Origin of the sequence: Lacibacterium aquatile, from assembly GCF_042683105.1 — a bacterium.
GTDB lineage: Bacteria > Pseudomonadota > Alphaproteobacteria > Elsterales > Elsteraceae > Lacibacterium > Lacibacterium aquatile.
Window position 1 is genome coordinate 270,769 of sequence record NZ_JBHUIP010000013.1, and the last position, 13,472, is coordinate 284,240.

Sequence of the window (13,472 nt, forward strand, 5' to 3'; positions counted from 1 at the left end):
GGAGCGCTATGCTCGCTTTTGTTATCAAACGCCTCGGCCAAGCGGTGGTCGTGATGTTGGCGGTTGCTTTTATCGCCTTCATTCTTTTCCGCTTCGCTGGCGACCCCATCAACGCGATGGTCGGTCAGGACACCCCGCCCGAAGCCCGCGAAAAGCTGCGGGTGGAGCTGGGACTGACCGCGCCAATGCCCGTGCAGTTTGCCAATTTTGTCGGCAGAGCCGTCACCGGTGACTTTGGCCTATCGTACCGTCAGGGGCGTCCCGTATCGACCCTGATCAAGGAACGGTTGCCCGCAACCTTGGAATTGGCCCTGGTCGCCTGCGCCTTCGCGCTGACCCTGGGGGTCATCTTCGGCGTCTATACCGGCATCCATAAAAAGAGTTTCCTGTCGCGCTTCGTCATGGTGACGAGCCTTGTGGGTATTTCGCTGCCGACCTTCCTGACCGGCATCTTCCTGATCCTGATCTTTTCCGTCTGGCTGCCCTGGCTACCCGCCTATGGGCGCGGCGATGTGATCAAGTTCGGTTGGTGGTCCACCGGTCTTTTTACCGCCAGCGGCCTGAAAGCCATTGTGCTGCCAGCCATCACGCTGGGCCTGTTCCAGATGACGCTGATCATGCGCCTCGTGCGCTCGGAAATGCTGGAAGTGTTGCGGACGGATTATATCAAGTTTGCCCGCGCCCGCGGCCTGTCGCAGCGAGCGATCCATTTCGGTCATGCGCTTAAGAATACGCTGGTGCCGGTTATGACCATCACAGGTCTGCAGCTTGGATCCATCATCGCTTTTTCGATCATCACCGAAACTGTGTTCAGCTGGCCGGGCCTGGGTCTGCTGTTCATCCAGTCGGTTGGCGTGGTCGATATTCCGGTGATGGCGGCTTATCTGATCCTGATTGCGGGCATGTTCGTCGTGATCAACCTGATTGTCGACATTCTGTATTTCGTGGTCGACCCGCGTCTGCGCGGCACCGTGGGTGGGGGAGGTGGCCATGGCTGACGGCTTCAAAGGAACGCTCTGGAAAGCCTGGGACAGCGATGTCGCCTATAGCTTCCGAACCTCGCCGATCACCATCGCATCGGCTATTCTGACGCTGATCATCGTCGGGGCAGCCTTTCTGGCCCCTTGGATTGCGCCGCATAATCCGTTTGATGTCGGCAGCCTGAACATTATGGACAGCCGTTTGCCGCCCGCCTGGGAAGATCAAGGCGTGCCGGAGTTCTGGCTCGGCACCGATGTGCAGGGGCGCGACGTCTTTTCGACCATTCTCTACGGCAGTCGGATCTCGTTGATCGTTGGCGTGCTGTCGGTGATCTTTGCGGCAGTGCTGGGCGTCGGGCTCGGTTTGTTGGCCGGTTACATGGGCGGGATCGTCGATGCCGTCATCATGCGTATCGCCGAGGTGCAACTGTCCTTCCCCGCCTTTCTGATCGCGCTGTTGATCGATGGCGTGGCGCGGGCTCTGCTGCCGCCGGAGGATCAGGAAAGCGCCGCGATTCCGGTGCTGGTGCTGTCCATCGGCCTGTCGTTCTGGGTGCAATATGCCCGTACCGTGCGCGGCTCCACCCTGGTCGAGCGGCGCAAGGAATATGTCCAGGCGGCACAGATCATCGGTCTGCATCCGTTGCTGATCATGCTGCGTCATGTGCTACCGAACGTCGTCGGGCCGGTGCTGGTGATCGCGACCATCAATCTGGCGCTGGCCGTTATCACCGAGGCGACACTGTCCTTCCTCGGGCGCGGCGTGCCGCCGACCCAGCCATCGCTCGGGACACTGATCCGCATCGGGCAGGAGTATCTCTTCTCTGGCGACTGGTGGGTGACCCTGTTCCCCGGCCTGACGCTGGCGGTCATGGTCCTGGCGGTCAATCTGCTGGGCGACTGGCTGCGCGACGCTCTTAATCCCAAGCTGCGATGAGAGAAGATCCTATGTCGCTGCTGCAGGTAAAAAATCTCGAAGTTGAATTCCATGGTCGTCGCGGCAAACTGCGTGCGCTGGATGACTTAAGTTTCGAAGTCGCACCGGGGGAGATCCTGGGTGTGGTGGGGGAAAGCGGTGCCGGTAAATCGCTGACCGGTGCCGCTGTGATCGGTCTGCTGGAGCCCCCAGGTCGGGTGACAAAGGGTGAGATCCTGCTGGAAGGTCAGCGGATCGACAACCTCTCGGAAAACGAGATGCGGAAGATCCGGGGACGCCGTATTGGCGCGATCTTCCAGGACCCGCTGACCAGCCTCAACCCGCTCTATACCGTCGGTCGGCAATTGACGGAGACCATCCGCACCCATCTACCGATGAATGAGGCGGAGGCACGCAAGCGAGCCATCGAACTTCTGATGGAGGTGGGCATTCCGGCGGCTGACCGCCGCATCGATCATTATCCCCATCAGTTCTCCGGCGGCATGCGCCAGCGTGTCGTGATCTCCCTGGCGCTGGCGGCCAACCCGCGCCTGATCATCGCGGACGAACCGACAACGGCGCTGGACGTGTCGATCCAGGCGCAGATCATCGCGCTGCTGAAAAGGGTCTGCCGCGACCATCAGGCGGGTGTGATCCTGGTCACCCACGATATGGGCGTGATTGCAGAAACGGCGGACCGTGTGGCCGTCATGTATGCGGGGCGCATCGTCGAAATCGGCCCGGTCGAGGCGGTTCTGAAACGGCCACAGCATCCCTATACCATCGGCCTCATGGGCTCTATCCCTACGGTCGAGAGTGTGCTGGCGGGTGGGGATACCGGGCGGTTGACCCAGATTGACGGCGCTATGCCCCGCCTTAACGCGCTGCCCCAGGGCTGTGCTTTCAATCCACGCTGCCCCAAGGTCTTCGACCGTTGCCGGGTGCAGCGGCCCGATTTGATGCAGGCAGGCGACAGTGCCGCCGCCTGCTGGCTGGTGGAAGGAGTACCGGCATGAGTGCGCCGGTTCTGGTGGAGGCCCGCGATCTCGAGATGGCGTTCGACGTCTCGAAACCCTGGCTGTCCCGTGTGATCGACCGCAGCCCGCGCCAGATCGTCAAGGCGGTGGCGGGGGTCAGCTTCGATATTCCGCGCGGCCAGACCTTCAGCCTTGTCGGTGAAAGCGGCTGCGGCAAGTCGACCGTTGCGCGACTGGTGGTCGGGCTTTACCGGCCGACGGCTGGCAAGGTGACTGTCGGCGGGCAGGAACTGGCGCGCATGAGCCGCAGCGCCTCCAAGGGCGTGCGCCAGCAGCTGACCATGATCTTCCAGGATCCCTATGCGAGCCTCAATCCGCGCTGGCGGGTGGCCGATATCATCGCGGAACCACTGCGCGCTTTCAAACTGGCCGATGGCAAGATAGAGCAGCGCAAACGCGTCGATGGTCTGCTGCGGCAGGTCGGGCTTGCTCCGGCCGATGGCGACAAGTTCCCGCATGAGTTTTCCGGCGGTCAGCGTCAGCGCATCTCGATTGCCCGCGCGCTCGCCTCAAAGCCTGACTTCATTGTGTGCGACGAGCCGACCAGTGCGCTCGACGTTTCCGTGCAGGCCCAGATTCTTAATCTGATGACGGATCTGCAGCGGGAACTGGGGCTGACGTATCTCTTCATCAGCCACAATCTGTCGGTCGTCGCCCATGTCTCGGACCGGGTGGGGGTCATGTACCTCGGCCGGATCGTGGAGGAAGCGCCGAAGGTCGAACTCTTCACCTCTCCACGTCATCCCTACACCAAGCTGCTGCTGGATACGCTGCCTGACCTGTCGATGGAAAAGCGCAACCGCGAGCCGGTGGCAGGCGAGGTGCCGAACCCTATCGATCCCCCGCCGGGCTGCCATTTCCATCCGCGCTGCCCGCTCGCAACCGACATCTGCCGGGCCCAGCGACCGGAAATGCGGGTGCTGGGCAATGCGCGGGTGGCCTGTCACCACGCGGAGTAGTCGCTGTTCCTGGGGGCGTGCCCCAATAAACCTCGTCATCCCGCACTTGATGCGGGATCTCGTGTAGACCGGCCGCGTCGAGAGGCTGAGCGGAGCCTAGCCACTCAAGATCCCGCATCAAGTGCGGGATGACGATTCTTGTTTAACGCATCGTCGAAGGAGATCCCGTGGTCGAGCCTCGGGATGACGGAGAAAGCAAAGAAGCCACCCCTGTTTCCAGGGATGACTCCAGTAATCCAAGTCGCGGTGCGACCGGGGCGACTACTTCAACTGATCCGCGACTTTCGCGATGGCCTTCTGAGCGCAGGCTTCATCGAGGTGGCCGCCGGGTGCGCCGCCGATGCCGACTGCGCCGATGGTCTCGTTGCCGATCTTCACCGGCACGCCGCCGCCGAGCACCAGGAAGCCGTCGATGGCGACGAGCTGGGCCGAGGCCGGGTTCTTCTGGACGTTCTCGAACATGATGCTGGTCGGGGTGCGGGCCGAAAGCGAGGTGAAGGCCTTCTTGCGGGCGGCTTCCACGGTGTGCGGACCGGCGTTATCGGCACGGGCGAAGGCGCGCAGGGTGCCGCCGCGATCTACCACGGCGACCGAGACGTTATAGCCATCGGCGGCGCAGACCTTCACGGCCTCCAGGGCGATTTCCGAAGCGATGGTCAGCGGCAGGTTCTTTTCCTGCAGAACGGCGGCCGAAGCCGAGGTGGCGACGGCGCCAAGAGCGAGAAGGGGGGAAGCAACAGCGGCAAGCAGCAGGCGGTTCATGGCGGCGTTTCCTGTTCTGGTGTGGAGTGCGTTTGACCGGAACAGGAATAGCTTTTGACGGTTTTCCGCGGAATCCGCGCTGCCACCAGGGTCCCTAGGTAGTTCTACCGAGGGCCGAGAGGCGTACGAACTCCGCCACTGAGGACGTACCGAGTTTTTCTGCGATATTGGCACGATGGGCATCAATAGTGCGGGCGGAAACATCCAGGGCTGCGGCGATGTCTTTGGATGCAAGGCCCTTAGCGACCATGTCCAGCACCTCGCGCTCACGCTCGGTCAGTGCGGCAAGCAGGGTTCGCGCTTCCCGGCGCTCCAACACGGCGGAGAGTTCGGCTAAACAGGCTTGGATCGCATCCAGCAGCACCTGTTCGTCGATGGGCTTGGTCAGGAAATCCATCACGCCAGCCTTGAAGGCGCGACGGCAGGCATTCACGTCGCCATGGCCGGTAATCATGATCACCGGCCAGTCGATGCCGCGCTCGCTTAAACGCTCCTGCACCTGCAAGCCGCTGATCATCGGCATGCGGAGGTCGATGATCAGGCAGCCGGGCTTCGAGTCGTCGATATGGGCCAGGAATGTCTCCGGCGAGGCGAAGGTCTCGACAGTCATGCCATAGGTGCGAAGCAGCAGCGCGATGGCCTCGCGCACGGGGGTGTCATCATCCAGCAGATAGATCTGCGGGGCACTCATCGGGCCGCCTCCAGCTGGATCGTGAACACGGCACCGCCTGCCGGATCATTGTGCCCTTCGATCTGCCCGCCCACGCGCCCCAGCAAGGTTTCGCAGAGCGACAGACCAAGGCCCATGCCGTCTTCCTTGGTGGTGAAGAAGGGCTCGAACAGTCGGGGCAGCACGTCGGGCGGAATGCCGGGGCCGCTATCTGCCACCCGAATGACGGCGGATCGTCCTTCGCTGGCGGTCGCGATGCGGATCGTGCCGCCGTCCAGCAAAGCATGGGCGGCATTGCGCACGAGATTATGCAGCACCTGCTCCATCTCGATCGGGTCGACCACGGATTGCGGCGCGGGCTGGGCTAGATCGAGAGTAAGGGAAATATGCTGGCGTTCCAGATCTGCCCGCATCAGATCGGCAATGGCCAGCACGATCTGATTCAGGTCTGCCAGCACCGGTGTTGGCTGGCGGTTGCTGATATAGTCGCGCATGCGCTTCAGCATCAGCCCGGCTCGCTTGGCCTCCCGCACATTGGCCTCCAGCGCCTGGGCCAGCAGGGTCGGATCGCTGCTTGGCATCGAGGTCAGGCGCAGGGCGGCTTGGGACTGGCTGAGCAGGGCCGTCAGCGGCTGGGTCAGTTCATGGGCGATGCCCGACGCCAATTCACCCATGGCATTGACGCGGGAGGCGTGGGCAAGGCGGGTTTCATGCTCCAACAGTCCCGCGCGCTGTTCGGACTGACGGGCCTTGGCCTGCTGCTGCCAAGCAAACCACAAGGCCAGCAGAATAAGCGCGCTCACCACAGCGAAAATCAGCAAGGGGCGGAGGCTGACCACATCCTGAACCGACATCTGCCAGTGGGTATCGAGGCGGAAAGGTTGGCTTGGTCCGTCGATAAGCTGACTAAAATGGAGGGGCGCGAGGAACGGGGCGTCCTCCCCGCCAGTTGCTGCACGTTCGAAAATCACCTGATCCTCGAAACTCAAGGTCAGGCGCAGGCGGGGTGGCAGTTCGTCGACTTCAATCAACCGCGCCGGATCTACCTGGAGGACGACAGCGATTCCGGGGTCGTTGTAGGTCGCGCGTTTACCGAGCAGGTAGCGGCCGGTCGCGCTTGCGGTGACATAGGTCCGGACCTGCCCTTGGCGCTGGGCGGCGATGACCGGGGCGATGACAGAGAGATCAGGCGCTGGCCCCTCTGGCTCCGACAGGATCGTAGTGGGCGAGGGGCCGAGCCGCAGCAAGTGCATTGAGGCGACGCGGGGATAGAAGCGCAGGACGCTTTGCGACACCTGCCGGATCGCTCCCTCCGGCATCGGGTCGGCGGCGGTGATCAGGGCAACGAGGCCAGTCAGATGGGCATCATGCTGCGCCACCCGTTGCGAGATCAGACGATGCAGCGCGCGGCTCGTTCCCTCCAACTCGCTCCTCGCCTCACTCAACCTCTCCCGGATCGAAAAACCGGCAAACCCCGCAACCAGCACCAGCCAGAGCAGGATGATCAAGGCGAGGCTTTTCGAGAAGGCGCGTTTGGGAAGCATGCTTCCTGTATGCACCGAGGCGGGCGAGATGGGCAGGGGAAATCGCGCTGCGGTTCAAGATCCCGCAAAGGGCTGCTAGGGTCGAATAGGTATCGGCATCAGGAAAGGGGCGCTGACTACGTTGACGTTATCGTGACGGAGGTCGATGCCTGTCCCGGTTATGGACACGCTCGCCGGCCCCAGATAACCACCGGAGTCGGTATCGATAAGGTCCAAGGATAGATTCCCGTCATTTTGCCAGCGAGCGCTTCCTGCAGCGAGGCCGCGGAAGGGTATCGCGGCCGCCCGCAGCGAGCCAATTGTATCGAATATGACCAGTTCCGCGATAAATGAGCCGTAGCTTGGTTCGGTGAAAATCACATATCGCGAAGAGGGCGATGGAAGAAAGCTATTGCCATCGAAAGGGTGGGGCGCCCCCGTCTGGATATCGATTATCAATGATGTATGCTGTTCATAGCGGTATTCCGAAACAATGACTTGTCGGCCCACAATTCCTTCAAACCGATAGACGAGGTTGGTTTTGCCGTCGCAGTCCGGCAGATCGGGCTCCCGCCGATCGACTAGCCTGATCGGGCCTGCTCGAGTTGGATGGATGGTCAAAATATTCTTGTTTCGCCTGATAATACCCGATGTCGTCGAGAGGCGGCTCGTTTCAGCGGCGTCTGCCTGCCAAGCAACCTCTGCATTACCCATGGCATCGCCACCGCATGGGGCGTCTACATCTTGCCTTTGGGCATAGGTATTGGGGGCGGTCAGGGCGAGCGCCATCAGCAAGACAGCTAAAAGCCTGAATTTACGCACGCCATCGTTCCTATCCGCACAGGGATTCCTGAAGGATAAGTCTCGCTCTGTTTTTCGTCCATAACGAACGGTTTGCGGGTCCAGCGGATCAATCTGATCGTGACGCCGAAATCTATCGTGACCTTTATGTAAGCAGATCCTGTGCTGCGATTCGCGTAATACACATGATCTTGCGGTAATCCGAAACTGGGCGTAAGCTCTTGGCCTGCCTATGTTCGCGGGCTGTCTAGGGCTTTTTGGGTCGATTCTTCACCCTACAAACATGATTGCGAATGACTCTCAATCGCTGTATGACGCTTTACCAGCTCGAAACCCGAGGAGAGAAGAAGCCATGCGTATCGCTCGCCAGTTCACGGTTGCCGGAGAGGATGCCTATAAGGCGGTTGCCTTCCGGTCGGCTTCCTCGGAGATCAAGAATCCCGACGGTTCCATCGTGTTCAAACTGGCGGCGTTCGATATCCCCGAGGCCTGGAGCCAGGTTGCGGGCGATATCCTGGCGCAGAAGTATTTCCGCCGGGCCGGTGTGCCCTCGGCAACCGTGCCGGTGGCAGAAGACGGCGTGCCGGAGTGGCTGCAGCGTCGGAAAGCGGCCGATGGTGCCGGTGTCGGATCAGAAACGGATGCCCGGCAGGTCTTCGACCGATTGGCGGGTACCTGGACCTATTGGGGCTGGAAGGGCGGCTATTTCGATGGCGAGGAGGACGCGCGCGCCTTCTTCGACGAAATCCGCGTGATGCTGGCGCGCCAGATGGTGGCGCCCAATTCGCCGCAGTGGTTCAACACCGGCCTGCATTGGGCCTATGGCATCGACGGCGCCGCGCAGGGCCATTGGTATGTGGATTTCAAGACCGGCGATCTGCTGGCCTCCACCTCGGCTTATGAACATCCACAGCCCCATGCCTGCTTCATCCAGTCTGTGGCCGATGATCTCGTCAATGAAGGCGGGATCATGGACCTTTGGGTGCGCGAGACGCGGCTATTCAAATATGGCTCCGGCACCGGCTCCAACTTCTCTTCCGTGCGCTCGGAAGGGGAGAAGCTGTCGGGGGGCGGGCAATCCTCCGGCCTGATGAGTTTCCTCAAGATCGGCGACCGCGCGGCGGGGGCTATCAAGTCCGGCGGCACCACCCGGCGAGCTGCCAAGATGGTGGTAGTCGATGCCGATCATCCGGATATCGAAGCCTTCATCGACTGGAAGGTGATCGAGGAGCAGAAGGTCGCGGCCCTGGTTGCAGGCTCCAAGACCTTGGCCAGGCACCTTAAAGCTATCCTGGCCGCCGCCACTGCTGCAAAAGGCGCCAAGGAAGATCCGGCCTTGCGGGCGGCCATCCGCATGGCCCGCATCGCCTCGGTTCCCGATGGCGCGATCCAGCGGATGCTGCAACTGGCCGCCGAAGGGATCAGCGAGATCGACGTGCCGGTCTATGATACCGATTGGGACAGCGAGGCCTATCGCACCGTTTCGGGTCAGAACTCCAATAACTCTGTCCGAGTGACCGATGCCTTTCTGCGCGCGGTGGAGCAGGGTGGGGACTGGAACCTCATCCGTCGCACCGATGGCAAGACAGCCAAGACGCTCAAGGCGCGGGATCTCTGGGATCGCATCGGGCGGGCTGCCTGGGGCTGCGCCGATCCGGGAATTCAGTTCGATAGCACCATCAACGACTGGCACACCTGCCCGACCTCGGGTCGGATCAATGCGTCGAACCCCTGTTCGGAATATATGTTCCTGGACGATACGGCCTGTAATCTCGCCTCGCTGAATTTGATCCAGTTCAGGCAAGCCGATGGCGGTTTCGATGTGGCGGGCTTCGAGCATGCGACCCGGCTCTGGACCATCGTGCTCGAAATCTCCGTTCTGATGGCGCAGTTCCCATCCCGTGCGATTGCCGAACGCTCTTATCGTTACCGCACATTGGGTCTGGGCTACGCCAATATCGGCGGTTTGCTGATGGCGTCCGGTATTGCTTATGACAGCCCGAATGGCCGGGCCTATGCCGGGGCGATCACGGCGCTCATGACCGGCGTATCCTACCGCACTTCGGCCGAGATGGCGGCGGAGCTGGGGGCTTTCCCCGGCTATGGCGACAATAAGGACGGCATGCTGCGGGTGATCCGCAACCATCGCCGGGCGGCCCATAGTGCGACCTCCGGTTATGAAGGGCTGGCGACCCCGCCGGTCCCGCTCGATGTTGCCAACTGCCCTTATCCGGCTCTGGTGGAAGCGGCGCGCAAATCCTGGGACGCAGCGCTGGAACTGGGCGAAGCCCATGGCTATCGCAATGCGCAGTCTTCGGTTATCGCGCCCACTGGGACCATCGGCCTGGTCATGGATTGTGACACCACGGGTATCGAACCGGACTTCGCCCTGGTGAAGTTCAAAAAGCTGGCGGGCGGCGGCTATTTCAAGATCATCAACCGCATGGTGCCTGAGGCGCTTCGTACCCTCGGCTATGGCCCTGATGGCATTGAAGCGATCATCCGCTACGCCGTCGGCCACGGCACGCTGCGCGGCGCTTCCGGCGTCAATCACGAGACGTTGAAAGCTAAAGGTTTCAACGATGCCGCGCTCGACACGGTGGAGCAGGCGCTGGCTTCGGCCTTCGATATCCGCTTCGTCTTCAATAAATGGACCCTGGGCGCGACTTTCCTGCGCGACACGCTCGGCGTGAGCGATGCCGAGATGGATGCCGCTGGTTTCGATCTGCTGGCGCGCCTTGGCTTCTCGAAAGCCGATATCGAAAACGCCAATACTTTCTGCTGCGGGGCGATGACGGTCGAGGGGGCGCCGGGTCTGAAGGCAGATCATCTGGCGGTCTTCGATTGCGCCAATCCCTGCGGCCGCATCGGCACACGCTACCTGTCGGTGGAAGCCCATATCCGCATGATGGCGGCGGCCCAACCCTTCATCTCCGGCGCGATCTCCAAGACCGTGAACATGCCCGCGTCGGCGACGGTGGCGGAGTGCAAGGAGGCTTACCTCCTCTCCTGGCGATTGGGTCTGAAGGCCAATGCGCTCTATCGTGACGGCTCCAAACTGTCGCAGCCCTTAAGCGCCGCCTTTGCCGATGAAACCGCTATCGATCTGGCGGATGAACTGTCTGAGGCGTCGGCCCCCCAGAAAGCCGCTGCCCTGGCTGCTGCCGCCATGCCGCGCCTCATTGAACGGGTGATGGTCGCAACCCGCGCCAAGCTGCCGAACCGTCGCAAGGGCTATACCCAGAAGGCGATTGTCGGCGGCCATAAGGTCTATCTGCGGACCGGCGAATATGAGGATGGCCGGTTGGGAGAGGTCTTTATCGATATGCATAAGGAAGGTGCCGCCTTCCGCAGTCTGATGAATAATTTCGCCATCGCGGTCTCCATCGGCCTGCAGTATGGCGTGCCGCTGGAGGAGTTCGTCGAGGCCTTCACCTTCACCCGTTTCGAGCCCTCGGGCATCGTCGAGGGGAACGAGACGATCAAGATGGCCTCCTCCATCATCGATTATCTCTTCCGCGAGTTGGCGATCTCCTACCTCGGCCGCAATGATCTGGCCCATGTGGAGCCTGCCGATCTGGCCCCGGATACGGTGGGCAAGGGGACCAGTCAGGCGGATCTGGCCGAAGAAGTGCAGCGCGTCGCGGGGGCTGGTTTCGTGCGTCAGCGCTTCAAGGTGGTGGCGAGCGGTGGTACGGGCGCATCTGCTCCCGCACCCGTCATGGCAGGGGCAACGGCTGCTGCGGTCGTTGGGCGTTCCGACAAGATCCGCGAAGCACGTTTGAAGGGGTATGAAGGCGATAGCTGCCCCGACTGTGCGAACTTCACCCTGGTGCGGAATGGCACCTGCCTGAAGTGCGACACCTGCGGGGCGACCACAGGCTGTTCTTGATTGGCCTGTTCTCCTTCTTGTCATCCCGCACTTGATGCGGGATCTCTTTCCGGCGGCACCGTTTCGGATAGCCCCCGGATCAAGTCCGGGGTGACGATTGAATGAGTAAGGATGACGGGGACGGAGGAGGACGCTACTCTCCGGCCCCTCCTTCTCCAACAATCGAGAGCTTAAAATGGCCGGTAAGATCGAATCGCGTCTGGCGGAACTGGGGCTGCAACTGCCGGTGCTGGCCGTGCCGCAGGGGAACTATGTCCCGACCACGGTGACGGGTAATCTCGTCTTCACCGCTGGGCAGATCCCGCTGGAAGGCGGTAAGGCGGTCTATGTCGGCAAGCTTGGCGTCACCTGCGATATCGACACGGCCTATAAGGCGGCGCGGCTGTGCGCGCTCAATATCCTGGCGGTGGTGAAGAATGAAATTGGCGATCTCGACCGGATCACCCGCATCGTCAAGGTCGTCGGCTTCGTGAACAGCGCGCCCGATTTCCTCGATCAGCCGAAGGTTATCAATGGGGCCTCCGACCTGTTTGGCGAGGTATTTGGCGAAGCAGGCCGTCACGCACGGTCGGCCGTCGGTGCTGCCGTGCTGCCGCTCGGTGTGCCGGTCGAGGTTGAGGCGATCATCGAGTTTGCTTAAGGCCCCTATAGATACTGTCATCCCGGATCACGTTCTGGATGACAGGTCTATTGGAAACTAAACCGGCTTCCGCGCCAGGAATGTATACCAGCCGGTCTTGCTCGGCGCGCCTTCGTAGCCGGGCAGGACCTCGGCATTCAAGCCTGCCTCGTCCAGAGCTGCGAGGATCGTCTCGGGGCGATAGAGCTGCACCACATGCACCTCACGCACCCGGCGGTACTCGTCGCCCTGAACCGGCATGAAGCAGGAGATGGTGCGGGTCAGGGTTTTGTGATCGACGGCCTCCTCGATGGTCGCGACCAGGGACCAGCCGTCGCCCTCGCGGCCTGTGGTATAGGAGCCATCCTCACCGCCGCTGCCGGGACCGATCAGGTCGAACATCAGGATGCCGCCCGGCTGCAGCGCCTCACGCCAGCGGGTGAAGATCGCCGAGAGGCCACCAGCCGTGGCGATGTCTTCGGCCGATGGATAATTCAGCCCTTCGTTGAAGATGGTGATCGCCGCCGCGTCCTTGGGAACCGCGTAGGTCAGCATATCGGCGACAGAGAAATCGGCATTCGGCGCGCGGGTCTTTGCCAGTTCGATCATGGCCGGGGAGAGGTCGGTTCCGATTACCGGCCAGCCAGCGCGGGTGAGACGTTCGGAGGAGCGACCCGCCCCGCAGGCAAGCTCGACGATTTGCCCGACCGGGCGGCGCCAGCGGATGAGCGAGCGCAGCAGGGTCGCAGCCCCGGCTTCAGCACGCTGCTCGAAACCGGAAGCATGGATGGCGGCAAGCTCGGTCCCATAAAGGCTCATCAATACTCCAGTCCCAGATTCCAGCCGATGATGTCGATCTCATCCAGGTTATGGCCGCTGCCGCCGCGATCGACAACCAGAACGTCATCAGGCTGATCCAGCACCAGCAGGGGATGGTGCCACGTGCCTTTAGCGTAATTGATCCCCTGGCCGGGCTGGGTCACGAAGGCCTGCAGATCCTGCGGTCCCGGCGGAATACCGGCTTTCGCGACGACCAGCAGGAAGGGGCGGCCGTTCATCGAGATGAAAGCCTGGCTGCCCAGGGGGTGGCGCTCCATCACCCGGAGCCCGATGGGGCGGTCCCAGGGAGTGGCGCGGAAAATGTTGATCAGTGTCCGTCCACCCTCCGACTCCACATCGACCTTGGCGAGGTCGTGATGGCGTTGAGCCTTGCCTTCATTGATGGTCAGGAACTCCGACTTCGTCTCGATGACGTCGCCGAAGGGGGCGAAGGCTTCTTTGGTCAGGGGGCGGACGCGCAGCAGTTTCATGGC

12 protein-coding genes are annotated in these 13,472 nt (G+C 61.9%); 6 read left to right on the plus strand and 6 right to left on the minus strand.

Annotated elements, in window-relative coordinates:
• Positions 1-8: 8 nt before the first annotated feature.
• From ACFSM5_RS16515 to ACFSM5_RS16530, 4 genes are read left to right on the plus strand one after another with little or no spacing between them, the layout of a single operon-like run.
• Positions 9-998, plus strand: coding sequence for an ABC transporter permease (locus ACFSM5_RS16515; RefSeq protein ID WP_379877600.1), 990 nt, complete (start codon positions 9-11; stop codon positions 996-998).
• Entirely contained in the window at positions 991-1,917 is a 927-nt protein-coding gene (locus ACFSM5_RS16520; protein WP_379877601.1) for an ABC transporter permease, read from the plus strand. The genes ACFSM5_RS16515 and ACFSM5_RS16520 overlap by 8 nt, the downstream gene beginning before the upstream one ends.
• Before the next feature lie 11 nt (positions 1,918-1,928).
• Positions 1,929-2,912, plus strand: coding sequence for an ABC transporter ATP-binding protein (locus ACFSM5_RS16525; protein ID WP_379877602.1), 984 nt, complete (start codon positions 1,929-1,931; stop codon positions 2,910-2,912).
• Positions 2,909-3,892, plus strand: a complete 984-nt coding sequence (locus tag ACFSM5_RS16530; protein WP_379877603.1) for an ABC transporter ATP-binding protein — start codon at positions 2,909-2,911, stop codon at positions 3,890-3,892. Before ACFSM5_RS16525 ends, ACFSM5_RS16530 begins: the two co-directional genes overlap by 4 nt.
• A gap of 261 nt (positions 3,893-4,153) precedes the next feature.
• Here ACFSM5_RS16530 and ACFSM5_RS16535 read toward each other — a convergent pair whose 3' ends face one another.
• The 4 genes from ACFSM5_RS16535 to ACFSM5_RS16550 form a co-directional block, all read right to left on the minus strand.
• Entirely contained in the window at positions 4,154-4,654 is a 501-nt protein-coding gene (locus ACFSM5_RS16535; protein WP_379877605.1) for a GlcG/HbpS family heme-binding protein, read from the minus strand.
• A 94-nt stretch (positions 4,655-4,748) separates the two neighbouring features.
• Complete coding sequence (locus ACFSM5_RS16540; RefSeq protein ID WP_379877606.1) at positions 4,749-5,345, minus strand: response regulator transcription factor; 597 nt, start codon at positions 5,343-5,345, stop codon at positions 4,749-4,751.
• Positions 5,342-6,868, minus strand: a complete 1,527-nt coding sequence (locus ACFSM5_RS16545) for a sensor histidine kinase (protein WP_379877607.1) — start codon at positions 6,866-6,868, stop codon at positions 5,342-5,344. Before ACFSM5_RS16545 ends, ACFSM5_RS16540 begins: the two co-directional genes overlap by 4 nt.
• A 75-nt stretch (positions 6,869-6,943) precedes the next feature.
• Positions 6,944-7,669, minus strand: a complete 726-nt coding sequence (locus ACFSM5_RS16550; RefSeq protein ID WP_379877608.1) for a hypothetical protein — start codon at positions 7,667-7,669, stop codon at positions 6,944-6,946.
• Positions 7,670-8,000: 331 nt separating this feature from the next.
• On the opposite strand from ACFSM5_RS16550, the gene ACFSM5_RS16555 reads away from it, so the two are divergent.
• Positions 8,001-11,540 carry a vitamin B12-dependent ribonucleotide reductase gene (locus ACFSM5_RS16555; protein ID WP_379877609.1) on the plus strand — a complete coding sequence of 1,180 codons (3,540 nt, stop codon included), beginning with the start codon at positions 8,001-8,003 and terminating at the stop codon, positions 11,538-11,540.
• Positions 11,541-11,715: 175 nt separating this feature from the next.
• Positions 11,716-12,180, plus strand: a complete 465-nt coding sequence (locus tag ACFSM5_RS16560) for a RidA family protein (protein ID WP_379877610.1) — start codon at positions 11,716-11,718, stop codon at positions 12,178-12,180.
• 57 nt (positions 12,181-12,237) lie between these two features.
• On the opposite strand, the gene ACFSM5_RS16565 is transcribed toward ACFSM5_RS16560, so the two are convergent.
• Together ACFSM5_RS16565 and ACFSM5_RS16570 are read right to left on the minus strand one after the other, a co-directional pair.
• A complete protein-coding gene (locus tag ACFSM5_RS16565; RefSeq protein ID WP_379877611.1) occupies positions 12,238-12,978 on the minus strand; it encodes a class I SAM-dependent methyltransferase in 741 nt (246 codons plus the stop codon).
• Positions 12,978-13,469, minus strand: a complete 492-nt coding sequence (locus ACFSM5_RS16570) for an ureidoglycolate lyase (RefSeq protein ID WP_379877612.1) — start codon at positions 13,467-13,469, stop codon at positions 12,978-12,980. Before ACFSM5_RS16570 ends, ACFSM5_RS16565 begins: the two co-directional genes overlap by 1 nt.
• Positions 13,470-13,472 lie beyond the last annotated feature (3 nt).

Coding starts and splice junctions, on each gene's coding strand:
- ACFSM5_RS16535 (WP_379877605.1), bottom strand. CDS start 4,654: ATGAACCGCCTGCTGCTTGCCGCTGTTGCTTCCCCCCTTCTCGCTCTT.
- ACFSM5_RS16530 (WP_379877603.1), top strand. CDS start 2,909: ATGAGTGCGCCGGTTCTGGTGGAGGCCCGCGATCTCGAGATGGCGTTC.
- ACFSM5_RS16570 (WP_379877612.1), bottom strand. CDS start 13,469: ATGAAACTGCTGCGCGTCCGCCCCCTGACCAAAGAAGCCTTCGCCCCC.
- ACFSM5_RS16560 (WP_379877610.1), top strand. CDS start 11,716: ATGGCCGGTAAGATCGAATCGCGTCTGGCGGAACTGGGGCTGCAACTG.
- ACFSM5_RS16540 (WP_379877606.1), bottom strand. CDS start 5,345: ATGAGTGCCCCGCAGATCTATCTGCTGGATGATGACACCCCCGTGCGC.
- ACFSM5_RS16525 (WP_379877602.1), top strand. CDS start 1,929: ATGTCGCTGCTGCAGGTAAAAAATCTCGAAGTTGAATTCCATGGTCGT.
- ACFSM5_RS16515 (WP_379877600.1), top strand. CDS start 9: ATGCTCGCTTTTGTTATCAAACGCCTCGGCCAAGCGGTGGTCGTGATG.
- ACFSM5_RS16520 (WP_379877601.1), top strand. CDS start 991: ATGGCTGACGGCTTCAAAGGAACGCTCTGGAAAGCCTGGGACAGCGAT.
- ACFSM5_RS16555 (WP_379877609.1), top strand. CDS start 8,001: ATGCGTATCGCTCGCCAGTTCACGGTTGCCGGAGAGGATGCCTATAAG.
- ACFSM5_RS16565 (WP_379877611.1), bottom strand. CDS start 12,978: ATGAGCCTTTATGGGACCGAGCTTGCCGCCATCCATGCTTCCGGTTTC.
- ACFSM5_RS16545 (WP_379877607.1), bottom strand. CDS start 6,868: ATGCTTCCCAAACGCGCCTTCTCGAAAAGCCTCGCCTTGATCATCCTG.